Source organism: Paenibacillus sp. FSL H7-0331 (genome assembly GCF_001956045.1).
In genome coordinates this window covers 35590-62405 of record NZ_MRTH01000032.1, presented here as the reverse complement: position 1 = coordinate 62405, position 26816 = coordinate 35590, and the positions used below count along the sequence as shown (strand labels likewise).

Annotated in this window: 25 protein-coding genes and 2 pseudogenes; 6 read left to right on the top strand and 21 right to left on the bottom strand. The window is 45.3% G+C overall.

The genetic code is table 11. The annotated features are described in order from the left end of the window. Positions 1–124: 124 nt before the first annotated feature. From BK127_RS31565 to BK127_RS31540, 6 genes are all read right to left on the bottom strand, one after another. Positions 125–1789, bottom strand: coding sequence for an extracellular solute-binding protein (locus tag BK127_RS31565; protein WP_076236080.1), 1665 nt, complete (start codon positions 1787–1789; stop codon positions 125–127). Between the two features lie 67 nt (positions 1790–1856). Next, on the bottom strand, positions 1857–2735 hold the full coding sequence (locus tag BK127_RS31560; protein WP_076236079.1) for a carbohydrate ABC transporter permease: 879 nt from the start codon (positions 2733–2735) through the stop codon (positions 1857–1859). Between the two features lie 15 nt (positions 2736–2750). After that, the gene (locus tag BK127_RS31555; protein ID WP_076236099.1) at positions 2751–3710 is read right to left on the bottom strand and encodes an ABC transporter permease; all 960 of its coding nucleotides are present in this window, start codon (positions 3708–3710) and stop codon (positions 2751–2753) included. 187 nt (positions 3711–3897) lie between these two features. Continuing rightward, a complete protein-coding gene (locus tag BK127_RS31550; protein ID WP_076236078.1) occupies positions 3898–6123 on the bottom strand; it encodes a helix-turn-helix domain-containing protein in 2226 nt (741 codons plus the stop codon). Between the two features lie 153 nt (positions 6124–6276). Then, complete coding sequence (locus BK127_RS31545; protein ID WP_076236077.1) at positions 6277–6519, bottom strand: response regulator; 243 nt, start codon at positions 6517–6519, stop codon at positions 6277–6279. Between the two features lie 234 nt (positions 6520–6753). After that, complete coding sequence (locus tag BK127_RS31540) at positions 6754–7794, bottom strand: sensor histidine kinase (RefSeq protein ID WP_076236076.1); 1041 nt, start codon at positions 7792–7794, stop codon at positions 6754–6756. A 59-nt stretch (positions 7795–7853) separates the two neighbouring features. Between BK127_RS31540 and BK127_RS31535 the strand changes: the two are divergent. Next, positions 7854–8427: pseudogene (locus tag BK127_RS31535) on the top strand (IS6 family transposase). Between the two features lie 3 nt (positions 8428–8430). Here BK127_RS31535 and BK127_RS31525 read toward each other — a convergent pair. Next, positions 8431–9012: a TetR/AcrR family transcriptional regulator gene (locus tag BK127_RS31525; protein ID WP_256711533.1), complete on the bottom strand. Its 582-nt coding sequence runs from the start codon at positions 9010–9012 to the stop codon at positions 8431–8433. A gap of 109 nt (positions 9013–9121) precedes the next feature. Here BK127_RS31525 and BK127_RS31520 point away from each other — a divergent pair, with 109 nt between their 5' ends. After that, positions 9122–9664 carry a hypothetical protein gene (locus BK127_RS31520; protein ID WP_076236073.1) on the top strand — a complete coding sequence of 181 codons (543 nt, stop codon included), beginning with the start codon at positions 9122–9124 and terminating at the stop codon, positions 9662–9664. 537 nt (positions 9665–10201) lie between these two features. Here the strand turns inward: BK127_RS31520 and BK127_RS31515 are convergent. The 5 genes from BK127_RS31515 to BK127_RS31495 all read right to left on the bottom strand — a co-directional run bounded on the left by BK127_RS31515 (position 10202) and on the right by BK127_RS31495 (position 17183). After that, positions 10202–11737 carry a type 2 periplasmic-binding domain-containing protein gene (locus tag BK127_RS31515; protein WP_076236072.1) on the bottom strand — a complete coding sequence of 512 codons (1536 nt, stop codon included), beginning with the start codon at positions 11735–11737 and terminating at the stop codon, positions 10202–10204. Positions 11738–11825: 88 nt separating this feature from the next. Continuing rightward, positions 11826–12713 (bottom strand): carbohydrate ABC transporter permease, encoded by an 888-nt coding sequence (locus tag BK127_RS31510; RefSeq protein ID WP_076236071.1) that lies wholly within the window; start codon positions 12711–12713, stop codon positions 11826–11828. A 14-nt stretch (positions 12714–12727) separates the two neighbouring features. After that, positions 12728–13684, bottom strand: a complete 957-nt coding sequence (locus tag BK127_RS31505) for an ABC transporter permease (RefSeq protein WP_076236070.1) — start codon at positions 13682–13684, stop codon at positions 12728–12730. A gap of 145 nt (positions 13685–13829) precedes the next feature. After that, positions 13830–15440, bottom strand: a complete 1611-nt coding sequence (locus BK127_RS31500; RefSeq protein WP_076236069.1) for a response regulator transcription factor — start codon at positions 15438–15440, stop codon at positions 13830–13832. A gap of 18 nt (positions 15441–15458) precedes the next feature. Beyond that, the gene (locus BK127_RS31495) at positions 15459–17183 is read right to left on the bottom strand and encodes a cache domain-containing sensor histidine kinase (protein WP_076236068.1); all 1725 of its coding nucleotides are present in this window, start codon (positions 17181–17183) and stop codon (positions 15459–15461) included. 317 nt (positions 17184–17500) lie between these two features. Between BK127_RS31495 and BK127_RS31490 the strand changes: the two genes are divergently transcribed. Beyond that, positions 17501–19312: a C1q-like domain-containing protein gene (locus BK127_RS31490; RefSeq protein WP_076236067.1), complete on the top strand. Its 1812-nt coding sequence runs from the start codon at positions 17501–17503 to the stop codon at positions 19310–19312. 524 nt (positions 19313–19836) lie between these two features. Here the strand turns inward: BK127_RS31490 and BK127_RS31485 are convergent. Both BK127_RS31485 and BK127_RS31480 read right to left on the bottom strand, forming a co-directional pair. Continuing rightward, the gene (locus tag BK127_RS31485) at positions 19837–20031 is read right to left on the bottom strand and encodes a transcription initiation factor TFIIIB (RefSeq protein ID WP_076236066.1); all 195 of its coding nucleotides are present in this window, start codon (positions 20029–20031) and stop codon (positions 19837–19839) included. Positions 20032–20385: 354 nt separating this feature from the next. Further along, positions 20386–20988 (bottom strand): TetR/AcrR family transcriptional regulator, encoded by a 603-nt coding sequence (locus BK127_RS31480; protein ID WP_076236065.1) that lies wholly within the window; start codon positions 20986–20988, stop codon positions 20386–20388. 157 nt (positions 20989–21145) lie between these two features. On the opposite strand from BK127_RS31480, the gene BK127_RS45090 reads away from it, so the two are divergent. After that, positions 21146–21814 carry an alpha/beta fold hydrolase gene (locus tag BK127_RS45090; RefSeq protein WP_256711532.1) on the top strand — a complete coding sequence of 223 codons (669 nt, stop codon included), beginning with the start codon at positions 21146–21148 and terminating at the stop codon, positions 21812–21814. Beyond that, entirely contained in the window at positions 21780–22115 is a 336-nt protein-coding gene (locus tag BK127_RS45085) for an alpha/beta hydrolase (RefSeq protein WP_256711531.1), read from the top strand. The genes BK127_RS45090 and BK127_RS45085 overlap by 35 nt, the downstream gene beginning before the upstream one ends. Positions 22116–22426: 311 nt before the next feature. Here the strand turns inward: BK127_RS45085 and BK127_RS31470 are convergent, their stop codons facing one another. The 5 genes and pseudogenes from BK127_RS31470 to BK127_RS45850 all read right to left on the bottom strand — a co-directional run. Beyond that, a complete protein-coding gene (locus BK127_RS31470) occupies positions 22427–22663 on the bottom strand; it encodes a hypothetical protein (protein WP_076236064.1) in 237 nt (78 codons plus the stop codon). 85 nt (positions 22664–22748) lie between these two features. Continuing rightward, positions 22749–23708, bottom strand: coding sequence for a DUF4179 domain-containing protein (locus BK127_RS31465; protein ID WP_076236063.1), 960 nt, complete (start codon positions 23706–23708; stop codon positions 22749–22751). Next, complete coding sequence (locus BK127_RS31460; RefSeq protein WP_076236062.1) at positions 23695–24240, bottom strand: sigma-70 family RNA polymerase sigma factor; 546 nt, start codon at positions 24238–24240, stop codon at positions 23695–23697. Before BK127_RS31460 ends, BK127_RS31465 begins: the two co-directional genes overlap by 14 nt. Positions 24241–24329: 89 nt before the next feature. Then, complete coding sequence (locus tag BK127_RS31455) at positions 24330–24515, bottom strand: sensor histidine kinase (RefSeq protein WP_076236061.1); 186 nt, start codon at positions 24513–24515, stop codon at positions 24330–24332. Between the two features lie 9 nt (positions 24516–24524). Next, a pseudogene (locus BK127_RS45850) lies at positions 24525–24617 on the bottom strand (hypothetical protein); the annotation flags it as partial. A gap of 632 nt (positions 24618–25249) precedes the next feature. Between BK127_RS45850 and BK127_RS31445 the strand changes: the two are divergent. After that, positions 25250–25459 (top strand): hypothetical protein, encoded by a 210-nt coding sequence (locus BK127_RS31445; protein WP_076236059.1) that lies wholly within the window; start codon positions 25250–25252, stop codon positions 25457–25459. A gap of 325 nt (positions 25460–25784) precedes the next feature. On the opposite strand, the gene BK127_RS44065 is transcribed toward BK127_RS31445, so the two are convergent. Further along, entirely contained in the window at positions 25785–25925 is a 141-nt protein-coding gene (locus tag BK127_RS44065) for a hypothetical protein (RefSeq protein WP_179097676.1), read from the bottom strand. A 101-nt stretch (positions 25926–26026) separates the two neighbouring features. Continuing rightward, positions 26027–26803, bottom strand: a complete 777-nt coding sequence (locus BK127_RS31440; protein WP_218639058.1) for an ABC transporter permease — start codon at positions 26801–26803, stop codon at positions 26027–26029. Positions 26804–26816 lie beyond the last annotated feature (13 nt).

The window sequence follows — 26816 nt, the reverse complement described above, 5'->3', positions numbered from 1 at the left end:
GTTTTTTCTAACCATTCCGGCAGACACGCAGGAGCTACTCTAAGGTTAACGTCATCTTCCATCGCCATCCTGCTAATCATAAGAGCTCCTCCTTCGCGTCTGCCTTCCAGATCAAATGAATGAATTACATACCCACATAGTTATCCACGTCAGGCCTGTATATCAGTTTTTTATTCTCATCGATATATTTGTTGAAAAATTCCTCTACCTTCGTTCCCCCGCGCTTGTTCCACAAATCAACAACATCCTTATAAGCCTGTTCTGCCGTATAAGATTTACCGCCAACAATCGCCTTCACCCACATATCAGCCATACCTGTGTTTGTCGTTACCAGCTGTAGATCCTGTGGAAGAGGCGGCAGGTTGTCAATCTTCGTTTGGACAGGACGATCTTTCGTCAAATAGGCTGCATTTGAGGCTTTATGAATAGTCATGAATTCATTCTGAACCGGATTCTTTGTATCTAGGGTCACCTCATACTGAGCGCACTTGCCTAGAAGAACCGTAGAGCCAAGCGGCGTCCAGTAATCATAATTCCAGTCCACTTCCTTTTTGTTCTTCTCGCGGTCGATAATCTCAGGGCAGCCATTCACGCCCTTCTTCCAGTGAACACCCTCTAGGCCAAACTTAAGTGTGGTCAATACAGATTCTGTACTCATCCAATCTACAAATTTCATCACTGCCTCAGGGTCTTTAGCTCTGGAGTTGACAGAAGCTGTAGGCTGCACCGGAGCATCCTGTGCCGCGCTGAATTTACCATAAGGACCCTCAGGAACCGGAATAGCAACCACCTGCGCATTCGCATTGTTTTTCTTCAATGCTTCATATAACGCCAGATCGTAACCTCCCTTGTTAGCCGCATACATACCTATCTTGCCATTTAACCAATCCTGCTTCGCTTTTTCGCCATTTTTGTCCGTGACCCAATCTTTATCTACAAATCCGCCGTCAAATAATCGCTTCTGGAAATCAACAGCCTCTTTGGTATGCTGGAAGCCATTGATCAGCTTCCCATTCGCATCGAAGCGATAAGGGATTTGATTATAATCCAGATTGACAAAGGTACTATCAAACATGATATGTATAACAGCTCCGGTAATATGGCTGATATTCGTACCCAGCGTATCCTTCTTCCCGTTACCATCCGGATCATTTTCAGTAAACGCTTTTGCTACATTGTAAAATTCCTCTACGGTTGCGGGAGCGGTCAGCTTCAGCTTATCCAGCCAATCTTGACGTACCAACAGCACGTGATTGGAGGAAAGACCCGTGATTCTGCTAAAATCATAGATTTTACCATCTGGCTTCATCCCCATCTTGTTAGCAAGCGGATATTGTTCGACCAGCTTCTTATATGTCGTGCTCTTCTCCAATAAATCGTCAAGCGGGCGAAGCTGCTTCTGCGTAAATAAATCGTTACGAAGGGAACCGCTGTACGACACAACAAGATCAGGACCAGAGCCGCTTGCGAACAGCAGGTTATGCTTCTGAACATCCTCGCCACGCGGTACAGGTACAAATTCCACCTCAACCGGAGCGTTCTCATTGATCCATTGCGTCCATCTATTTTTCGTGAAATCTCCTTCTCCAGCAGGAATTTGACCACGATCATACACGGAAACTCTGATCTTGGACTTCTTTGCAGGTGCGGCTGTTTGACTGGCTGTAGACTTTTCTTCCACGATCTTCGATTCTTCTGTCTTCTCACTGCACCCTGCGAGCACAGCGGTGGATGCAACAACTGTACATAAGGCAGCGGATAATACCTTTCGATTGAAAAGCTCTTTCACTTTGACCCCTCCATAGCATACATATGATATATAAGTTCAACCGTGTGAAGATCCACACAGGAATCTCCTATCCCTTGATAGAACCGATCATAACTCCCTTTACGAAATACTTCTGAAGAAATGGATAGACGATCAACATGGGTAAAATCATGACTACAATTCCTGCTGACCGAATCGTTTCCGGAGTGGTTTGGGATATAGCCGCACCCGCGTCAGCTGAATTGATTTCCTGAAGCAGCTGCTGGTTCTGAATCATCTGTTGGACAAGCGCTGACATGTTATACTTCATCGGATCGTTGATATAGATCAATACATTAAAGAACGAATTCCAATGGCTAACCCCATAGAATAAGGCTAACGTCGCTATAATAGGAAGCGATAAAGGGAGCACCATCCTGAAGATCAGACGCCATTCATTACATCCGTCCATTCTAGCTGCCTCAATGAGCTCCTCCGGGAGCTGTTCAAAGAATGATTTCATCACTAGCATATTCCATGCACTCACCAAGCCAGGAAGCCACAATGCCCAGTATTCATTCAGCATGCCTAACTGCTTGATTAACAAATAGTTGGGAATCAAGCCTGCGTTAAAGAGCATGGTAAATACGATAGCAAGCGTAAAAAATCTTCTTGCATAAAAGCGCCTGCGCGCTAATGGATAAGCGGCTAGAATCGTGAACACCATATTAAAGACCGTACCAACCACTGTAATCAGCACGCTATTGCGGAATGCGGTTATGGTATTCGTCCCCTGCAGCAGCATCCGATACGATTCCCATGTTAATCCTATCGGCCATAAGCCGACACGTCCCGACGTAACCGAATGGCTGTCACTAAAAGAGAGTGATACGATATGTACAATCGGCAGCAAGCAAGTCAATGCCATGAATGACAACATGACATAGTTGATGGCATAAAACCATTTTTCACCTAATGTATCTTTCATTATTTAGCCTCCAAATTACCACAATCCTTGATTATAACGACGGGCTATGGAGTTTGCGCCAAGCACGAATATAAGTCCTACTAGCGATTCAAACAAACCCATGGCTGTCGCCAAACTGAATCTAGCCCCATTTAACCCCACTTTGTAATTCCATGTGCTAATGACCTCAGCTACGCTTTGGATAGCGGGATTCTGCAGCACATAAACCTGGTCAAACCCAACCTCCATCATATTGCCCATGCTTAGAATAAAGAGCAGCACAATAGTGGGACGAATACTTGGGAGTGATATGTACCATATTTGCTTGAGCTTGCCAGCTCCGTCCATACCAGCAGCTTCGTAGAGACTAGTGTCAATGGCAGAAAGCGCCGCTAAATAGATGATCGCCCCCCAGCCTGCCCCCTTCCAAATACCGGACCCGACGAATATGGTAATCCACGATGCTTCATTATAAAGGAATGGATAAGAGCTGCCTGTGAAACGTTCGATCCACTGATTAAGCGTACCGGATTGTTGAGAGAAGATCAGAACGATAAGCCCTCCAACGATTACCCAATTTAAAAAATGGGGCAAGTATACGATGGTTTGAATCACTCGCTTAAATACAGCTTTACGTACCTCGTTCAAGAGAATCGCCAGCAGGATAGGGAACGGAAAACCAACTATAATACTTAGTCCGCTTAACAGAAGGGTATTACGAATAACGTTCAAGGTAGGCTCACTATTGAAGATGAGTTTAAAATTATCCAAGCCTGTCCACGGACTTCCCCAGATTCCATCGGCAAAGTTATAATTCTTAAACGCAATGACCAATCCGAACATAGGCACGTACTTAAATAATAAATAAAAAATAAGGATAGGGGTGAACATCAGCAGCAATGGGATATTTTCTTTGAATCGTTTTTTATCCCATTTCTTATAGACTTTAGTATTAGCGGCTGGTGCCGTCTCTTTTTGCAAGGAAGTTGCCTGAATCAATTTTTTTCACCTCCGTTCGCTTGGACATCTTAACGCTACTCAAACTTAACTGCGGACCCACTCTATTTCAATGTTCTTCTTTCCATTACAGATGTACAAAAATCCTGTACATCAAAAAAAGCGGATTGTTCACGACTTGTTAGCTTTCAACAAGTCGTGAACAATCCGGTTATACGTTAAATCCTTAATTCTCAATATCTTTGCGGTAATCTCCCGGTGTACGTCCCATCAGCTTCTTAAACACTCGGATAAATGTATGGATATGCGGGTAACCCGATTCAATGCCAATGCTCTGGATCGAATCATTGGAATCCCTGATTCTTCGTTTCGCGTAATCAATTCGCATCCGGGTCAAATAATCGATAAATTTTTCACCAAACACTTCCTTAAACGTTCGACTCAAATGCTTGGCACTCATATCGAACCGACTGCTCACATCATCCAATGACATATTGGGATCACGAAAGGCTGTGTCAATGTAAGCCTTAATTTCTGTTAATACATGATACTGATGATGCTCTCCTTGTGAAGAACCCATTGCGTATAGGGCTTCTTCCAGTACCCTTCTGTAATCTCGTTCCAGATCATCAACCGATAATGCCTTTCCTAATACCGTATCCAGTTTGGATAGTACATGAGCCTTCCACCATTCGGCCAGTTCTTTCGGACCCTCGCTGATTTCACGAATCAGTTGATCATTAAGAAACATCATGAGTCCTACGATATCCTCACGGGTACAAAGGCTATTGCGCAATTGTTGAAAAAGCTCCCCAAGCAAGGCGCTCCATTCAGCCTCTCTCAATCGGTAAGCAGCTGCAAGCTTCCTTATATGGCGGAATAAATCATAAGGATTCCATACTTCTCGATCCTCCAAATCCCAGTAACCGATAACCCGATTATAGCCAAGAGAGGGTTTGAAGCTTAAGGCTTTGATAGCTTCTCGGTAAGAAAGAGAAATCCCATTCTCGTCCTCCGCCGGAGAGCCGACTCCAGCTGTTATGGTAAAATCAAGCTGAAGATCAACCCAGGCCTGGGACTCCTCAAGCAGCTGTCTAACCGCGAACACGGGCGACAACAATCGGTCTGGCAGAAACAGGATTACTCCTAGCCTATCCATACCGACCCATTCTACCCATACCGATATGCTCTGCTGCTCGGCTAATTCCTTAATAACACTCGTGATCACAAATTTAAATAATTGCTGATCCCTTGGTGTATATACATAAGAAAATTGCGCGAATCTGTCTATTTCTACCACAGCTATAACAATCCGACTGCTCCCAGCCTGAGTAGATTCTGGAAAAACGCCTAGCTCCTTGAGCTCACGATTCCAGTCTTTTACATCTGATCGGGGTACACCATCAACCAAGTCTTGGAAAAGATATTGCCGCTTGAAAATTAGATCCTCTTCATGCTTTTTCTGATAGGCAGTCGTTCTCTCCAGCAGGTCATCCAGGGCAGATTCAATAAAGTGATAGTCATTGGACGATTTTTTGACCGAGAAGCGACCAATCCGCTCCACAATATGAGCGATGGGGCGATAGTTTCTGCGCGTGATAGCAATTAAGCTCAGGGTTCCAAACACGAAGGTCAATAGTGCGAGTGAAACCCAAATATACGAGAATGTGCTCGTTTTACGTATCAGATTGCCGTTACTTAAGCCGGTTTTGATAGACCAGCCGGTTAATGGCGACGGAACCAGAGCTTCCGTCTCATGGATACGAATAGCATTCTCCATATGTACAGAATTTGATGTAATGACCTTGCCATTGCCGTCTAACAGATGGACATAGCCATTCTCAGACTCATATTTCTTAAGCATCTGCTCCAGCCAATAGACACTAATATTGACAACGATAATCCCCCGGTCACCTGCCAGTATAGGATAAGGTTTCACCAAGGACACCACCTGACGCTCTTCCCCTTGGCTCGAAAACTCCCTGTAGGTGCGTTCATTCGTCCAAGCTACGGGTTGATCGGTATCCAGCCACTGATCAATAAAGGCTTTGTCACCAAAGTCCTCGACATTCTCATAACGGTTGAGACTAAGCACTTTCTTGTCTTTCTTGAGATATACATACATGGAATCAATAAGAGAATTCGATGTAATCGCGTTAAATCGTTGGGATAGCTTGAATAAAGATAAGGAATCCTTCTCCTGCTGATCCGGTATGAAAAACAATTGTGCAATATCTTCCTTCATCATCTCCATTAATACCATCTGCTCGATTCCCCTTAATACATCCTCCATAGCCGTCATCACATATCGGGCAAAGGTATCGTTTACTTGCGCTGCTTGCTTGCGGGATTGCTCTGCGGTTGCAAGGAGAAAGATGGCTACAAGAATGAAGGTAATCATGAAAAATAATGGCAAGTAAGAAAATAACATACGATAAAAACCGTTTTTCATATTCAACCCCCTGGATATCTATATAATCCCTTTATATTAACGGTGAACCCCGGCGACGGCGGCGACGCGGTTCATGACTCTACTATACCTTTCCATGATACCCATTCATTTAGGACATTCGGAGAAAAAACCATGTCAATCGACCGATTTTTTTCATTGATTATTCCTTTTTTTGTAATTTCTGTATTCACTAGGTGTTAACTCTGTCCAGCGCTTGAATATTTTGATGATATCCGATATGACGATATCGGGCTGCTGCTTACCCATAAATTCCAGAGCCTCCAAACCATGTGAAGCCTCGCCAATAATAGTGAATCCGGCTTCTTCCCAATGAATCGCACTGCGAATCGATCTTCGGACAAAGGGCTCGTCCTCAACTAATAGTATGGTCCACATGGGGTTCCTCCTTGTCATAGGGCGTAGACATCAGAAGCGGAATTTGGATTTGAACCTGCATGCCCTGTTCCAGAGGATGAAGCTTGAGTTCTGCCTCTCCCTTATATAGAAGCAGCAATCTTTCCATTAAATTGCCCAGACCGATCCCTTTTCTTTTACGTTCGGAGGAAGTGCCGTTATTCCCCTGACCCTACCCATTATCCTGTACAATCAAATTAAGCTTCCCGCCCTCTCTTACTGCACATATCTTGATTTTTCCCCAGCCTTCATATGCACCAAACCATGATAAATCGCATTCTCTACAAGCGGCTGCAAGCTTAGCTTCGGAACCAGGGCATATGCCAAAACCTCCTCCATCTCATATTCCGTCACAAAGGTATGATCATAACGGAAGGACTGAATATGCACGTAAACCTTGACAAGATCAATCTCATCCTTCAAATGCACCAAATCTACAACAATATTGAGGCTGCATTCCAATAATCTCCCAAGATTTTGGCATAATTCAAAGGTGCCCGTATCGTCATGACTTCTTGCATTCCATTTTACAGTGTTAAGTGTGTTCAGCAAAAAATGCGGATTCATCTGAGACATCAACATCTGGAAGCGAATGGCTTCCTTCTGTCGTTCCTCTACTCTCAAGCGGGAAATCAGGCGACCTATATCATCAATCATCTGATTAAAGGCTTGGGCCAGCAGAAGAATTTCACCTTTATAAGTGCTCTCGGGAATACGAACATCCAGATTGCGTTCAACAAGCTCAGTCATTTTGTTTTGCAATTTACGTAAGGGACGCAAAAGCGTGGAAACGATCGCAAAAGTAATACCGATAAAAATAACTACCGTAATCGACAGAGAAATCATCACCTGATTTTTCATCGAGCGGATATTTCCTGACAAGGCCTCTAGTGGAAACCTATTGACCAAGTACCAATCTGTATTTGGCAAATAAATTCCATTATAAATAAACAAATTCCGAGAATCCCCTACATAAGCCAACGGGTTCATTCTAAACAAAGACAACATCTCTTGAGGCTGAGTATCCGCCCATTGGTCCTGGGTCTTCAGAATCGAATTACCATCCCCGTCCATGATGTAATAGGTTTGTTTAACCTGAAACCCATTTGTAATGGAGGTTAACCAGCCCATGATATCCAAGCTGATGCGTAGATAGGCAAAGGTTTCTCCATCCAAGGTTTGTAATTTAGAGAAATATGAGTATAACCTGGGATGGCGAGTATTATTTTCCAATCCATCAGGCGTATCATGAACCAACCAGACAAAGGAGTCCCCCGATTCAATGAAGCGTTGGAACTGTATGGAAACCAAATTGGATTTATTTAAGATGGTATCTAAAATATAGTTTAAGCTACCGAGACATTGTAGAAATGATGAGCGAGCGGGATTTAAAGATATCCCATACAACGATCATGAGATGGGTCCATGAGTTTGGACCCGAAATAGATAAAGGAACCCGTAGCTATTTGAAACTCTCAAACGATTCGTGGTGCACGGACGAAACCTACATCAAAGTCAAAGGTCAATGGAAGTATTTAAATCGGGCCGTTGATTCTATGGGGAAAACCCGGCATATCCACCTGCCATACAAGAATTAATAAATGAAAAAGCCTTACCAAAAGAAACCTTGATTAGACTGACAAAGGTTCTAAACAACATTGTGGAGCAAGATCATTGATTCATAAAAAAATCACAAAACCGATACTTGGTTTCATATCACTTCTAACTGCAGAACAGACGTTAAAGGGAATCGAGGCCATGCATATGATTAGGAAAGGGCAGGCCGAAAATAATTCGTCTGTCCTCTCTGCTGTTGCCCCCTTCGCCATACGACGAACAGGCGTTTTTTTCCTAATTTTCAGTAGCATAGTATCGCATCGATCCTACTAAAAGCTACTTCATAACGAAGCTATCCAAATGACTAGCGATCACGCGCGATATGTCCTCTCTGGTTAATCTTTCAGGGAAAGCAGTGTGATGTAAAACAAGTCCGTCGACAAGCGCATGCAACCGCTTCGCTTCGAACTCGGCATCAATACTGCTTCTCATCAAATTATGTGTGACGAGCAAATCGATCATCCGACGAAACCCAGCATAAAGCTGGTCATGGGCTTCTTGGCCTAGGGCTTGGATAACGGGGTCGGCAATGGCTTTCCCAGCAAAGGCTAACCATACTTCAGCTTCGACACGCCGTTCTTCATTGAATGGCATAAGTTCTGCAATAACAAGCTCCATATCGTGACGCGGTTCCCCTTTAAAAGTCAGTCGCTGAATACGCATATGGACTCGTTCTGATACAAGCTGCATTGAAAATGTAAGCAGCTCGGCTTGCGTCTCAAAATAATGCCGTAGCGAGCCCAGTGACAACCCCGCCTCGTCCGCGACACGGCGAACCGATAGCCCATCTATCCCTTCCCGCCGTATGACACGCCAAGCTGCTTCCGCTAATGCTTCTTTCCTTTGATTGTGATCCACGATTTTTGGCATAAATTTATTTTAACACACTTGTATTTTAATACAACAGTGCTATAATAACCTTATCTTTTTATAATACATTTGTGCTAAAAAGGAAGTGGATTTTCGCATGATTCTTGCCATTATTATCGGTTGCGAGATTGCGTTCTGGCTCTTCGTGATTGCCGGCTTAGCATGCCGCTATCTGTTAGGACGCAAGAAGATGAGTGTTATTCTATTGTATTGCACCCCCGTAATCGACTGTATACTTCTGATTTCCGCAGTTGTTGATTTAAAAGGGGGCGCACAGGCAAGTTTTTCGCATGGACTTGCAGCGATCTACATTGGTGCTTCAATTGCATTCGGTCATCGTATGATTCGTTGGTTGGACGTCCACTTTGCTCATTGGTTCGCCGGGGGGCCTGCTCCGTTGAAAAAGGTCAAATTTGGCGATAAGCATGCAAGAGAGGAACGAAGCAGTTTTCTGCTTCATTTGTTCGCTTGGGCAATCGGATGCGTCATTTTATATGGGATGATTATCATGGTAAATGAAGGGAGCCGAACGGCCGCTCTGCTTCAAGTGATGCAGATCTGGTCGCTTGTTCTGGCTATAGACTTTCTTATCAGCTTCAGTTACACTCTTTGGCCTCGTAAAAAGAAAGGCACGTCCTAAGTCGTACATAGTCTGCTGTGCCCACGAATTGATGAAGATCAACAGGAGCATACTTTTCGGCGTATGACCAAAGCGATATCTCTATGCACACGTAATAATGAATGAAAATTAATAAACAGAGGTGGGATACAATGATACCAAGTTATACTCTAATAAAAAAGACAATGGAGGGATTCTATGGTATACGAAATATTTGTTGAATGAACCAAGGGCGTGAAGTTTACTGATTTTGAAAAACAAAAGATAATATTTCAAATCGTTAAAAATATTCCAAACATCCAAGTCCTTAATACTGGCGAGTCAGACTCATTCGCATTTCATAAAGTGATACAACCCACCATAAATGGAACGACACTTTCCATATCGTTATCAATCTTGGCGCTGGGGATTACAACGAGTATGGTTCTGCAAGATTTAACGAACTTTTTATTAATTTGTAAGTCTCTTAATTAAATAAAGCCGCTCTTCCTTAGCGTACAGGAAAATCGGCTTTATTTGCTTAACGTACGTTTTTAGCGTTTTGCTGGCGGGCCCCCTTTATGAACGATTTTTGGCGTACTGTTCCTTGAATTCTTTCAGAATTTGCCGGTATGTTTCCGAAGAAGTAACCCCCTGTACGTATTTATCCCATTCCTCGATGGACATCTTGCCCATGACCACCTTATCCCGATTATCGTCCAGATCCTTGATGACTGCGTTCCACTTGCTCATGAAAGTCGGTGACGAAAGATTCCACTGGGGAATTCCCGGTCCTTGCTTCGCAACGGTCTCCTCAGCGAATGTGGAAACGGCCTTCATCTGCTTGTAATTTTCATCGGATAGGCCTGCCAGACGGGCTTCCTCCAGGAAATCTCGGTACACGGCATTCAGCATGCTGCTAAATTGGCCGCGACCGTCGTCCGGAATGTCCGGAATCAGCACCTTCTTGCCGTCCACCACGTTATGATGAACGCCTTCTAGTCCATATTGCACAAAATCCTGAAACTCCTGCGAAGCGAAGTAATCGTAAACCTTGAGCAGTTGCGGCATCTTGGCTTTGTCAAATTTGGTATTTATAACAACCGGATTATTAAAGCCCGGCTGTACAGCTATTGCATAGGCCCGGGGGCCTTGAACCGGCATAATACGCATGACTTCCGCTTCCGCAGGCGCCTCCTTCGCGAACCAGTGATTCATGCTGGTCTGTGCAGCATTCCACCAGACATGGATCATCATGGCCGAGTTGCCTTTACTGAAATTCGAAGCGTTCTGGCCGAGCGAAAATTCTTGTTCGATCACCCTCGCGTCGTACAACTTCTTAACCCAGTTCAGAAAGCCCTTATATTCCGGCATGAACGCTTGGAACATGAAATTACCCTGTTCATCTACACCCCAATCCTGGACACCTGTGTAAGCGACCGCGATCGGCTTCAGGTTGCTGGTATCCAACGTCTTTCCGGTAAATTGAAGACCATACAATTTAGGAGGATCGGACAGTTCGATCAGCGTATCTGCTAATTCATCAACAGTAATCGGCACCTTCAGGCCAGATTTGTCGAACAAGTCTTTTCGCATGATAAACCCGGATAGATTGGCCCGGGGAGTCACTCCCCAGGGAAGACTGTAGATTTTGCCTTTGAATTCCGAATGATCCCATATTTCCTTCGGGTATTTGCCCAGATTAGGATACTTGGCGGCAAAATCGTCCGCTCTCACATATTCTGTAAGGTCCATTAACTGTCCGTTCTCGATTGCTTGGGCAACCGTAGAGGAGAAAAGCTGCCCGGGAATCGTCTTGGTTACGATAAGATCAGGAAGATTGTTCGCGGCAATGGCGACATTAAGCCGCTTCTCCCAATCGCTGACAGGAACCCATGTAATATTCAGCTTCGTGTTGCTGCGCATCTCGACTTCCATCTGGATCTGGCCGCCAGTATCCGGCAGCGCCCCCCCATAGGTCGGGGCAAAGATAGACAGATTAAGCGGCTGGCCTGATACCGGCGGCTCGGTCTCCGATGAACAGCCGATCATTGCGATGACGGTCAGTATGACTGCCGCCGACAAAGCCCATTTTTTTCTTTTCACAATCTTCATTTTGGGGATCTCCTTGTTATATCTTTTTTCATGAGACTTTCTTTTAATCTTAGATCGGCAGCTTGCAACCCTTCGTGATCGAAGAAATTCAACCTTTAACCGAACCAATCAGCACACCTTTGGCAAAATGTTTTTGAAGAAACGGATATACGATCAAAATCGGTAGTGTCACGACGATTACAGCCGCCATCTTGACAACCTCAGGCGGTACGGGACTTTTATTCTGAGTGAGGTTGGCTAGCGTTGCCGGGTCTGCGAACAGTTCCAAGCTTGCGGAGTTGATTACCTGCTGGAGAAACAGCTGAAGCGGCCATTTCTCTACATCGTTGAGATACAGTACCGCATTGAAATACGTATTCCAATAGCCGACCGCGAAAAATAAGGTGAACGCGGCCAAAGGAGCCTTGGAAAGTGGAAGAATAATGTGGAAATAGGTTTGAAGAGGGTTGCATCCGTCCATAATCGCTGCTTCCTCAAGCTCGCCCGGAAGCGATTCGAAGAAGCTCTTCATCACCAGCAGCGTCCAGGCATTCGTAACGCCGGGCAGAATAATCGACCACCAGGTGTCCAGAATGTGAAGTTCCTTGATGAGCAGATAACCCGGTATCAAACCTGGTGAGAATAGAAGTGTAAATACTATCAGATTGAGCATCGTTTTGCGGCCGGGCAAGGATCGCTTGGAAAGCATGTAGGCGAATGAGCTACTGACCGTTACGGCCATTGGCGTTCCAATCAGTGTTATGAACAGCGAAGCCTTCAGCGCGCTTACAATGCCGTGTCCGGAAAGGACAAGCTCGTAAGCCGCAAAAGACCAGCGTTCAGGCCAGAGAATGAAGGTATTGCTGCGATAAACCTCCGGGTCGGTGAAGGAAATCGCAAAAATGTACAGGAACGGTACAAGCATCGTCGCCGCCACAAGAAGCAAGAGTGTACCGATGGACGCCTGATAAAGAGCGGATGACCTGGATATTGGCATGAGAGCCTCCTATTTTACCAAATTCCTTCCCGGCCGAACCGGTTAGCCAATTTATTGGCACCCAACACGAGTACCAGCCCGATAACCGATTTAAACAAGCCTACGGCCGTGCTAAAGCTGAACTGTCCCTGTTGTACGCCCACTTTGAACACATAAGTATCGTATACTTCGGACAAGTGCGTATTGATTGGATTTTGCATGAGATACATCTGCTCGAAATTCACATCCAGCATATTCCCGAGTGACAGGATAAACAGGATGACGACCGTAGCCATGATCGCTGGAATCGTAATGTGCCGGATCTGGTCAAGCTTGCCCGCTCCATCGATCTTGGCTGCTTCATACAGCGATGGATTAACTCCTGCTATAGCCGCAAGGTAGATGATGGTCCCCCAGCCGACGTCCTTCCATAATCCCTGAGAAACAATGAGAGGATAGAAGTAGGAAGTATCGAACAGAAAAGCGATTTTCTCACCGTCCAGAGCCAGGATGAGCTTGTTAATCAAGCCTTGCTCGGAGGAGAAAAACAGATAAGTAAGGCTCATGACGATAACCCAGGATATAAAGTGAGGCAAATAAATGACTGTCTGTATTGCCCTCTTGTAAGCAGCCGAGCGCAGTTCGTTCATAAGCAGGGCGAGAAGAATCGGAGCCGGGAACAGGAAGACCAAGCCAAGGAGGCTGATCAGTACCGTATTGCCGGTAATCATCCAGAAATCGTTTTCCATAAAAAGTCGTTTGAAATGTTCCAAGCCAACCCAATTGCTGCCCCAAACACCTTTAAAAGCATTGTAATCCTGGAAAGCGATCAATACGCCGTACATCGGAATATATTTGAACACAAGAAAAAAAATCATACCCGGAAGACCTAGAAGATACAAATACTTATGCTTTCGGACATTCCGCAGCAAGGTGTTCTCTTTACGACCACGAATGGAAGCGGAAAATGCGGCATCCGGATTTGAGTTCATATTGCTATGCCACCTCCTTTCTGCTTTCATCATAAACAATCAGGAGGTGGGAAAATACGAACAACAGGCACTTTTGTATAACGATTCGTACCCAGACAGACAATGCGGGACGCCCGCCTCCTTACTGGAAACGAACGTCCCGCTGTTAATTGCTCCGATACTGTCTTCGGTACTCTTGCGGTGTTATACCGACTTCCTTTTTGAACATTTTGGTGAAATAAGAGCCGTTCTGAAAACCGACTTGATCAATGATGGCTGTAATTTTCTCGCTGGATTGAGCCAAAAGCTTACGGGCTTTCTCCATGCGCCTTTTCAGAATATAATCCGAAAGAGACATGCCCGATTCTTTCTTAAACAGACGCGCCATATAAGCCGGATTTAGATACACCTGGCTTGCGATCGACTCGCGCGATAGTTCCTCATGAAGGTTCTCTTCGATGTAACGCTTCACTTTGACGGTCTGCATCGTTAAGCAGCGGTCGCCCCGTGTAAGCAGATCAGCTGCGTCGGACAGGCGTTTATGCAGAAATTGGCGAAGATGCTCGACTGAACGCGTGGCACGATCAGCTTCTTCACCGCTTCCGTTCATACCGATCTGCTCTAGTGAGTACCCTTTCCGATTGACCGTGTAATATAGCAAATATACAAAACCATTGTAGAGAGCGATCAAGGTCTCCACCGACACATGTGCATCCTTCCTCAACGAACCGAACAACTCGTCAAACCGTCTCATAACCTCGCCCTTCTCGCCCGTGTCTAGGAGGATGAGCCAATCCGGCAGCCAAGGCATTCCAACCGGTCCCGCAGGCGTGGCGACACTGTCGCGTTCCAGTACGATAGCGTTCGTAAGCGATACGTTTTCTTTCTCCAGCGTCTGAAGACTCCGATGTGCCGAAGTCACACGGTCGATCGGACGATGTTCGGCAATGTAGCAGGATACAAGGCAATGCAAATAGTCCCTGCAACTGATCATGAACGCCTCGCAATCGCACTGAAGTTCCCGCAGCTGTTCGTTATCAAGCGGTTTGCCGTAAATCAAAGCCAGTGTTGTCCCGCTTCGCTCATGAACAATCGTGCCCGGCATTCGATTTAGCAGAAGTTCGCCCGCTGCGTTCCGCAACGCAAACTCTAAAATTTCCTCATCCCGTGAGTTGAATTCGCCCAGCCAATCCTCCGTACTGATTAACACGACCGTGACACCATCACGGGCTTCTTCCGGCAAACGATAAAGAGAGAAAGCCATCTCCAGCTGCTCCGGCGTCATCAATTGCCGTTCGGACAATATATCCTGCCAAAACCTTTCCAGGAGCACAGGTACCTGACGCTCCCATTCCATCGCATAAATCTGGTATCGCTCGCTTATTATCACATGCTCCATCTCTTCCTGATGCTCGATTGCCATAGCAGTGACCGTTTCTTTGAGGTGATTGTAGCGGAACGGTTTCAAAACATATTCATAACACCCAAGCTGAACGGCCCGTCGTGCATACTCGAAATCGGCATGTCCCGTCAGAATGACGGTCTTGACGGCAGGACGGTTATCATTCACCCATTCGAGCAATTCAATGCCGTTTTTGTCCGGCATTTCAATATCGGTAACTAGCAAATCGACAGATTCCCGCTCCATCATATCGATGGCAGACAGCGTATCGTACGCTTCCAGCACCCGGGTCACCGGCGTCTCGCTCCAGTCAATGCCGCGAACGATCCCTTTGACAGCCACCCTCTCATCGTCGACTACAAGCAGCGTACACATCCCGAATTCATCTCCTTGTCATTCTGCTAGGAACGGTAGACGTAGAATAACAACCGCCCCTCCGTGTTCTCCGTTCCCGTAAGTAATGGTTCCTTTGCCTCCATACTTCACCTTGGTCCTCTGGGAAACGTTCCATATGCCCAAGTGAGTACTCGAATCGGCCTCTAGGCGTCCTTCCCGAATGCTATGCAACACATCCTTTTTAAAGCCTGGCCCGTTATCGCGGACGGTGAGCTCAATCAGCTTTTTTTCTCCATCCATTTGAATGGCTGAGGTAACCCGGATATCAAGCGCGTGGGAACCGCCTTTGAAACCGTGAATAATGGCATTTTCAACAAATGGCTGCACGGTTAGGGGTAAAATAGGGAAGTTCAGGGTTTCTTCGTCGGCATCGATCGAAAACGTCAGTTTTGCTTCAAATCGCATTTTCTGAATATGTAAATAGTTCCTTATATGGTTCAACTCCGAGCACAAAGAGATCGGATCAAGATTGGCACGCATCGTGAAGCGGCAATAATCCGCGAGCAGCATGGCGAGCTCTTCAATCGGCTCATACTCCCGTAAAGCGGCATAGCTATTAATGATATTTAATGTGTTCATATAAAAATGAGGATTAATCTGCATCTGCAGTTGCTTAAGCTCCGCTTGATTCGTCCTCAGCTGTTCCTCGTATAGATCGATCTTCAAATTTTCGATTTGAGAAACCATTTTATTGAAATTATACGTCAGAAATATGAGTTCTCCGCTACCCTTCTCCTCGACCTTGACATTAAAGTTTCCCTTCAGCATATCTCGAATGCCACGAACCAGAGATAGAATCGGCTTGAATAGGAGCCGTCTCATCATCAAGATATACAGCAAGAGCACAATAATCGCGGCAAAAGGGATGATATATAGCGCCTGCTGCAGCTCATGGAGGGGTTTCAGGAAATTAGCTTCCGCCATGACAATCCCTAACCGAAGGCCTGCTTTTTCGATGGGCTCCACTACAGCAAGCATGCCTTCGTCTCCATGATCGCCCGCTAGCTCGAACGAGCCCCGCTGCAAACCAACCAGCAGCTCCCGAAGCTCCCCTTCCTGAGGGGATGTAAGTGTAGAGGGCGTAACCGGCACTCCGGTATCATCCATAATATAAGCGCTGCCGCTCACTCCCAAATCAAGCAGATGAAGCGGAACCATCATATTGCGTACGGGAAGAGACATGCCTATCAAGATATCGGGATCGAACTGATTGATTTTCACCAGCATGAGCTCCCCGTTCATTCTGTGAAGCTGCCAGTTCCGCTCATGAATGTTGAGCCTCCAGTGCTTCGCAAGAGATTTATACTCTTCTTCCAGCGTAGAATCTCTGGTATCTTTGTCAATCAGCAGGAAATCCCCATTTGTACGATTGTACATAAACATATATCGCACGATACCCATAAAGGCCATATCATTGCGGATCGTCTCCTGAAGCGAGGCTTTGGCAAGTTTGTAATCGACATGCTCGAAAGGGATGATGCTCAGCGTCAGCAAGTCTGAATTGGTTGCGACAATGTTAATCAAGTAATCTTCCGCCTCGGTCAAGTAGCGGCTGATCTGTTCCGTATAAAGTGTCAGTAAATTCTGAGTGGATTGCGCAGTCTGCAATCGTGTCGCCTTCATCCCACTGAAATTGATATAAAACGTGAGAAAAATTAATGGTGCAATTACGATCAGAAATGACAAAATCGACTTTGTTTGCAAAGATTTGTGATACGGCATGCCTTCATCCTTTCCATGCGGCCGGTTCTGACCGCACATCGTGTTGGATCTGATGCGGATCGTTATACAAATGTACCGATTGTTCGTATCTACTGCTCTTCCGAATGCTTATGATTAAAGCATGTAGGAGGTGGTCGAGAAAAGAGGTTTCCTATCCGATAGCAAAACAATAGCATGATAATACTGAAATATCCAGAAATAGATATTTTTATGATGTCGGTATTATAACGGAGGACAGCTTGTTCACTCATTTTGTAAAGCATTTACATGCAAGGTAGATCTCGCATCTGAAATGATAGGGAAAAGGAGCGAACGCAATGGGAGACGATACTCGTAATGTCAATAATAGCGATAAGCCTGTCGAGAAAGCACCAATCACTCGCAGAAAGTTGCTGATGACCATCGGAGCAGCCGGAACCGCCTTACTGGCTGGAGGCCTGTTGGAGAACAAAGCCTTGGGCATGAGTGTAACAGAGGCGGTATATGATACGGAGAAAAAGAAGAAGCACAAGAATTACGAGACTGAACTGGGCATTGTGGAACGAAAGCTGAACCATGTCTGGATCGATTTGGAGGAGGACTTCCCAATTATTCCTCCTGAGACAGACGATACGGAGCGGTTCAAGCGGGTTATTAAACACATTAACGACAGCGGCACGAATAACAGGAAAATTTATTTGGCCAAAGCGGAGTATACGATCGCCTCGACCATACAAATCGGACAACGCGGGATTCAAATTATAGGGATCCGGCAAGGACGGCCAAATGACCCTTCCGGGAAAACCGAAGGCGGCACTCGTATTAATTTTACGGGTACGGGACCATTGTTCGAGCTCGGCACATCTGGCAACGGGTTCTCCGATGCCGTCCAAGGATTCACGCTTTCACACTTGAATTTAACGTCGGTCGGAGGTATCAGAGCCACGCTGAACAACCCCATGGCAGTGGCCAGTAATCGAGGAACTTACGGTTTGGGTACCTATGCCATTAAGGATAACGGCAACGGTAATGTTGAATTAAGTCATGTTCAAATCGAACGGTTTGAATACGGATTTTGGGGAATGTATAGCGATGTTAACAGCTTCGACACGGTTAATTTGTTTTATAACAAAATCGCTGTTTTTCTTGGTATCGGTTCCAGTCAGAATACCTTGAAGGAGCTGTACTCAATCGGCAACGACACGGTCCTGAAGGTTAAGGGGGGATCAGGTCTGCGGGTAATGGACTCCCAATTTGTCAAGGACGGGAGTGCGACGGACGCGCCTATTATCGTTGAAGATCACCATTCGCCGTATGATTCCGCCTTTTTCCATCGCTGCTGGTTTGAGGTAGGATCGTCTCATAGATTGGATGCTTTCGTAAAGATCTCCTGCGGGGACAATGCGGAGCCCTCCAAAAGCATTATATTTAGAGATTCCTGTCTGGCAATAGGGCAGAAAGTAAACGGGGAGCCGCTGTGCAAGTATTTTGTACGCGTAGGGAACGCCAGCCAGATCCTTATCGACGAAGTAACGGCATTCCCTCATAGTCTCAAGAAGCTTGTCGCCTTCGAAGGCAATTACAGCAGGCAGCGTGTCGTCTTCAAAGGAAGCGTTGACTGGGATTATGGCGACGGGACGCTGCACGATCAACTCGGCACGGGCGAAGGAAAACTGATTGCCCAGAAATATACGAAAGACGGCTTTGAATTCAGCGGCAGTCCGTCTATTTTGCAGCCTAGCTTTATACGCGCCTATGCAGGCGCCCAACAGGCTGTGCCTGCAGCCAGTTGGACCAAGGTTAGCTTTACCGTCGAGGCGACGGATATTACAGGCCAGTACGATCCGGTTAGCTCCGTATTTACAGCCAAGACTGCCGGAATTTATCTGGTGTCCACCTATGTGCAATGGAACCAGCAGACCGATGCCAACCGCACAAGAATGTCGGTCAACCTTAATGGAGATGCGGGGGCTTTCGCATATATAGATGACCGGGTAGTAGGCGGGGCAAATCATTCAATGTCGACCGGTTCTGTTCCGGTTAAATTGAACGCGGGGCAAACGGTCGACATTCGGGTGTGGTCGGAGAATGCGGCATCTCTAAGTCCGGGAGGAGCGAGTACATACTTGACGATACTGAAGCTGGCTTGAGGTCGATTTTAAGTCTGACTACATTTAATTAAGGAGGATGCTCGAAAATGCCATTTGGAAATACCAGTAGCCGACATGGACCAAGCTGGTTATGAGGGCAAGTGTACTGAATGCCTTGGTTTTTATCGTTATCCTCCTCTCTCCTTTCACGTTTAAGTCCATCCCGTCAAATCAATTTAGCCAAATTCATCAAGATGCTGGGAGCCCCTGCTGCAAGAATGATGAGAACATATGCTGAAAGAATTGCCAACGCGAGATAAGTGGATAAGAGAGTGGACCCATGCTTCGTAATCCGGTTCCAATGGCGGTAAACTTACCAATTGAGAACACACTTGGATTTATACCTGCGAAAGCTACAACCAATTCGACATCTTCTGGGGTCAAAATGGATTGAGGATTAGACAAGATCGTAGTGGACTTTTTCATGGAGTCGCCACATTTCGGGAGTTTGTAGGAGTACAAACATTTTACCGATTTAGCGGCTCTTTTTCTACCATTTAGTGGTTATTCCAGAGGTCAGGTAGTTAATTCTCTTCGAATTTTTCAGGATCAATGACAAAGCTCTTGACAATAAATCCACACTTAGTACAAATAACATAAATAATTTCTGATCCCATGGTGAAGAATTTTTTAATGGGATATATTCTGCCATCGCCGTTGGGTCTACCTTTGCCATAACTAAATCCACCACATTCAGGGCATTTTATTTCGTTTCTCATCTCGAACCTCCAACTTATAATATAATGATTCGTACGTATTACCATTTTAAATATTCATATTAGTTACTCAACTATCGAAGAGCAAAAATCGACTTGAATCTTTGTAGCTACTGGATTCCCTAGCGATCAAATAGGCCTCTTGCAAAATAGAAAAACACCGCTTCGTTTGGTAAAGTGAGAGTGACGAGCCAACTACCAAAAGAATTAAAGGTTGCTTTTCAAGAACTGAACGTCATGAAGCATCTGCAGCGAGCCTTATCGCGGTTCCATAGCTAGTTTCAGCATCAGTCAGGGGAAGGCGATACAGTATACAGTCCAGTATCCTATATCCACCGTCTGGGCTATTCGCTTAATTTACTTTTCCGTAAAGGTACATAACGCGGTCAAATGAGATTCAACGATGTATTCCAGCCTTTCAACTGATAGCCGTTTCGGTTGCATAAGTCTGTGCACAGCTAATCCGTCGATGAGCGCGTACAGTTTCTCCGTCTCCAGCTCGATGTCCATGCCGGGTCTGGACAACTTATTCTTGATAAGCTCCTCCACAACGAAACGCGAAGCTTTATATAATCCATCCTGAACAGTCGAGCCTATCCTTCGCAATTCCGTATAGATCAGTGTTTTTGAATGAAAGGCAAACCATACCTCCATTTCTAAAGTTCTCTCGTCATCGACGGGCAAAAACTGCAGCAACAGCCGCTTTAAATCCCACAGCAAAGGCCCTTCAAACTCGAAAGCTTCCAGCCTTTTCTCGACTCGTTCGATAAACAAATTCATACAAAAGGAAAACAGCTCCACCTGCGTAGAGAAATAGTGGCGCATGGAACCGGGGGACAATCCTGCCTCTTCAGCAATTCTGCGCACGGTGGCCTGCTCCAGGCCCGATTGCCGGATCACCCTTAATGCAGCTTCTGCGACTATACGTCTTTGAGTATCATGGTTCACGATTTTAGGCATGGTTATATTATATGTTCTTTTCTTTTTTAATACAACGTGCTAAAATGATTTTTATAATACGTTGTACTAAATAAATGCAAGCGAGAGAGGAACTCTACATGAACACAACCGAAAAGCGAAAGAAGAAGGCTAAATGAAGAAAGCTGAAATATGATCTTTGATCGCATTAGCTAGCATGACCATTGCCATCGGCTCTGGTTTCGCTTATGAAGCCATCGCTTCCAATCAAGGGGCGAGGGATTACCCTCCACCTGGCAAACTGGTGGATGCGGGCGGATATGAACTTCATCTCGTAAAATCCGGAGGCGGCTCCCCCACGATTGTTCTCGAATCGGGAAGCGGAGAAACAAGCTTGTCCTGGCGCGATATCCCAACCGATCTCGCCCCATACGCTACCGTTGTCACTTACGACCGGGCCGGATATGCATGGAGCGAGATGGCGAGCAGCGAACGTACCGGAGAAAACATTGTCCGCGAACTTTATACAGCATTGAAAAAGGAAGGCATACAAGGGCCTTACCTTATGGTCGGCCACTCTTTGGGTGGAATGTATGCCCGGCTATTCGCCCAAACCTACCGGGATGAGGTTATGGGTCTAGTGCTTGTGGATGCCAGACCTGAGAATGAAGCTCAAGATACCAAAACGATTCTGGAGGAGGAGAAATTCGCTGGAAATCCGCCTGCATCCACCCTCAAACTACTCAAGCATTCGGGAATCTTGCGTCTGCTCCAGAACGATTTACTGAAGGGCTTGGTAGCGGAGGAAGACAGAGGGCAATTTATCAATATCATTGCTACCCCAAATTGCTACCCCAAGCTACTTTAATGCGAAGGAAGAAGAGGCAAGATTTGCTTATTCCACCGAAGATGCCATTCGCAGACAAAGTTTAGGCTCGTTGCCAGTACGAATTATTGCGCGAGGCGTTACGCAGGATTACGCCCAAGCGGGAATTTCGGTAGCAGGCGGACGGAAGATCGAGGAGATTTGGCAGTCCGGACAGCAAAAAATGCTCGATATTTCAACCGACAGCCATTTAATCGTTGCCGAAAAAAGCGGCCATATGGTCATTCATGACCAGCCGGAGCTGGTGGTTGATACGATACTCGGTTTATTGCCGGGACGTTAGTCCGTTTAAACCGCCCAGTGATAACACGGTTAATTACACTTATAAATAAAATTAGTCTACCCGTATAGTAATTCCTTTACCTGTTTGTTTATTCTTAAACGGTCTATTAAACTCACTGAAAATGAATTCAATGTTTCTGATAAATAATGTAAGTTGGAGATATGATGTAGTTAAATGATGAATGTCCGAAGGTACAACACCTATTCCGCATCTTCGGTAGGTGTTGTATTTTTTGCTTGGCTATGCTCTTGGTGCCTACCTGAGCAAAGTTCGCCTCGCTTACTTCCTGCTGCCGTAAATGCCCAAGTAAATCATTTATGCTTTGTCGCTATTGATGTATTCATGCTGGTTCTTTTCAAAATTTGTTGCTGAACAATTAGAGGTTTGCTAAAAAACTCATCATCCATACTGAGCTCGATCAGCGCCGTCCTCGTAGCTTCAATGGCAAGATTCTCATTTTGAAGTATATAAAAAGCAATTTGATAAAAATATGTTACAAGCTTCTTTAATGTTTCGACCCTCTCGGCCAAGCCAATCACTGGATTCATATCGCTTATCTCACCTAAAAAAAAGTGTAGCTGCTTTCCCTGAATTTATCTTAATTTCACGCTAACTACTAAGTCGAAGAATTTTTTATTTAACCGGTATCTGCACCGTATCACCCGTTTTCTTTAGGATAAGCTGTAAAGATTGAAGATTTTCCGGGAGGGCATCATACGCCAATGAAAAAGCTCCGGTCTGGGGATGCCATGAGCTGCTGAATAAAGATACCGAATCTCCATTGGCGATCAGATTCATTCCATTCAGAACGGTTTGATTCAGTTGTTCATTTTCCGCTTGAAGTGTGCCTTTAATCAAAGTCATCGTCGGAGTTGCGGTAATTGTGCCGATGGTTATCGTTTGGCCATTAACGGTAACATTTACGGATTGTTTGATCTTGGTAGGCATCGCTTCATCCGGCCGGTAAGGGAACGTAATTTCCCCCTCCCGTAGTTGATAGCTTTCCGGCAGCTTATACCAATACGAAAGCGTTAATTTCTTGGCAAGCGGGCTGACAGGATCGAAAGCCACGTATCCTTTGGTCTCGGTAACCCCTCCGGTTGGCCCAGATGTTGCCCCACCTAGTATATTCTGGGAATCCGTTTGAAAACCTCTAATCCCAATAGGATCAAAACCGTCGCGACTCCGAAGCCCATTCGGGTTGCTCAAGGTATAGTACAAGATAAATTGATTTTCATCCGACATAAGGCCGTTGATGGTAAGCATAGTTCCGTCCTCAAGTTGGAACCGCTCGTTAAGAGCCTGCCCCTTCCCCTGATTGTCTAATTCGCTAAGAGTGTCGTATACGGCTTCTTCAAAGCCGAGCAGCATCTTGCCGTAATAGGCTAACGCATGGTATTGATTACCCGCGAACAGCATAACCGCAAGGACGACTGCCGCGCTTGTCCAACTTCTTTTTACATTCCATTTCGCATTTCTTCTGGGGACTGCGGTGTTTAACGCCTTTCTTAATCTTGCTTCCAACTCTTCTGGGGCGGATAGTTCACTTAACCGCACTTTCTCTTCCAACAACCGATCTTCAATGTTGTTCATCTGTATTCCTCCCGTATAACGCTCTCAGTTTCTGAAGCCCTTGATAAATTCTTGATTTGACCGTTCCCGTCGAAACGCGGGTCATCGCAGCAATCGAACCATAATCCAGATCATGATAATATTTGAGTTGAATGGCTTCGCGTTGGTCAGCGTTTAGATGGGTCAGTAACGCTTGCAGATCCATCTGCTCTTCCACTTGGCGGTAATCGGATATTCCGATAGAGCTGATGTGCCCCTTATTCACATCTGGGTCTCCTAGTGGGATTACCTTATTGTTTCTTTTCAACGAGCGTTTGCATTGATTGACCAGGATGGTCTTGCTCCAGGTGTAAAAGGACTCTTCTTTCTTCAATTGGCCGATCCGCTCATAAAGCCTCACGATCATTTCCTCCAAGACATCCATGGCATCCGCTTCATTCCTCATGTAGGAAAAAGCTAGCCGATAATACGCTTCTTTTTCTGCTAATATCAATTGAAGTAAGGCTTCCTTGTCCCCCTTTTTGGCTTTCTTAACTGCATTAACTACATCCATGTCTTCACCTCTATTACTAAGAGTCTCGAGCAGCTCAAAAGGTTCATTCCATCACAAAAAAATAAAAACCGCTATGCTCGCGGTTTACTTTACTTGATTTTGGGGGTCCATGAACGACTCTGCTTATTTTCGATTGCCAAATAATTAATAATGTTGAGTCTGTTATAAAGAAAATGCGGGTTGAATTGAAAATTCAACGCCTTCAATTCAGCCTCCATCTCCTTCAAATACGTCTCGTAATTTTCCTCGAACAATACTTGGATCTTATCGTTCATCTGATTAAATTTATGAATAATTAGGTTAATTTCGCTAGTTCCGTAAGTTTCAATCCTCGTATTAAAAGTCCCTTCTCCAATCTGTTTAATCCCCCACGTCAGTTTCTTAAGAGCATTGTAATTTTGCTTGAAAAGAAAGAGGCAAGAAAAATGGATAAGACAAGGATCAATACGGTGGAATAGAGCGTGTAGCTGAACATATTTGGCATCGTTTTCAATAGATTATCATATGGAATGAATACCGCGGACAACCAGCCTGTCGTAGCAATCACATCAAAGCAGACGACCAGCTTACAGGTCGGGAACCGGAACGATTAGAAGTTGAAACGACCTCATTGTCCTTCGTCAAAACGTAGTAATAAGATTCCTCAACAACAAGGCTCTCCTTGAAAGCCCAGCTAACCATGGATTCCTGGAAATTAACGAGGAGAATCGGCCTTTCAGCATCTTTATCCATAGATCTCAACAAGTTATTGGAGACAAGCGATAAGTTAATCAACCTGGTAGCTGTAAATACATACTGGTCCTTAGTGCTGGATACCTCAGAAGAGGCGGGAAATCCTAATTTCTGGATCCCGAAAAAGGACTTCTCCGCTTTAGAAGGACCATCATAGGAAACCGAATAGGGAATCGCCAAATTGACCAAAAGAAATATCTGGATTATGAAAACGACAGAAAAATAACTCGGGTCCTACAGAAATATTTTCCTACCTCTGAGGATGGATATCACAAGAATGTCGGTCAACCTTAATGGAGATGCGGGGGCTTACGCATATATAGATGACCGGGTAGTAGGCGGGGCAAATCATTCAATGTCGACCGGCTCTGTTCCGGTTAAATTGAACGCGGGGCAAACGGTTGACATCCGGGTGTGGTCGGAGAATGCGGCATCTCTAAGTCCGGGAGGAGCGAGTACATACTTGACGATACTGAAGCTGGCTTGAGGCCGACTTTAAGTCTGACTACATTTTATTAAGGGGATGATCGAGAATGCCATTTGGAAATATCGGTAGCGGACATGGACCAAGCTGGTTATGAGGGCCAGTGTACTGAATGCCTTGGTTTTTATTGTTATCCTCCTCTCTCCTTGCACGTTTATAAGTCCATCCCGTCAAATCAATTTAGCCAAATTCATCAACATGCTGGGAACACCTGATGCAAGAATGATGAGGACATAAACTGAATGAATTACCAACGCGATGTAGGAAACAGGGTTCTTGCTCTCCTGTTTTTTACTGCATAAAGAGAAAGGCAGAATCCTGCAATTGCCTAGGCCGCATAGACAACCATAAGGGCTTCTGCTAACGGTGATTCCAGCGTGGCGCGAATGAATTTTCTTATAATAAAAATAGTCGGTGTTACAAAACACATCAACAGAGCCGCCAGGCTTTGGTATTTAGGTTGTTTCATAATAGTCATTGCCATCACTTCTCTCTAATCGCTTTTAAAATATCACATGGCCAAGCCCCAGAAATCGAAAAAATTCCTTTCAAGGCACGGGATTCCAGGTGTTACCTGCCCCTTCCCTTATGTTTCTGCCGGGCTGTTCTCTTCTTTGCCTTAGGCTCTTTTATACGATTCCCCATTACCGCGATTAAAGCGACTGAAACTAGGAATACAAGGAACATTGTCAGATAGCACAATGGCAAATTGTATGTGGAGCCCCCTACTTCCTGATAATTAATAATGCCAAGTCCTGCTACAATAGGGTAAACATTTGTAAGGTTGTGCCCTGAAGCGAAAATCCCTACAAAACCATAGAAAAAGGCAAAGCCCACGCCAGCCATAAACCCGTTGGTGCTGCGGCTTGTAAAAACAATGATGGGCAACACCGCCAAATATATACATAAATTCATTCCAATCATCTGGAACAAGGATTGTACCATCACCGCTGCACTCAACCCCGGAAAACCACTCATCAAAAAGACAATAAGGGTCAGAACAAAGCTCACGGCTCCAAATAAAATGGCCAGCATCCCTACAGTTATCAATTTACCGACCAGCAGCCGGCGGAATGTAACAGGGATCGTTAAAATGTTTTTTAGTGTATCGTCCGTTTGCTCGCGGTTGATGATATAACCTGCTATTAATGTAATCGTAGCGGGGAATATCAAGGTAAAGCTGTTCCAGATGGCCGCATTTGAAAAATCCTGAAAAGTATACGTTACTCCGTTATTGGCAGTGGCCTCGAATCGCGTTAGTAGCACTACAAGCAGCATTGCTGCAAATCCAACCCATACCATGGAATAACGCTTTAATTTTGTGATTTCAGATTTAATGATTCTCACCATTTTGCTCACC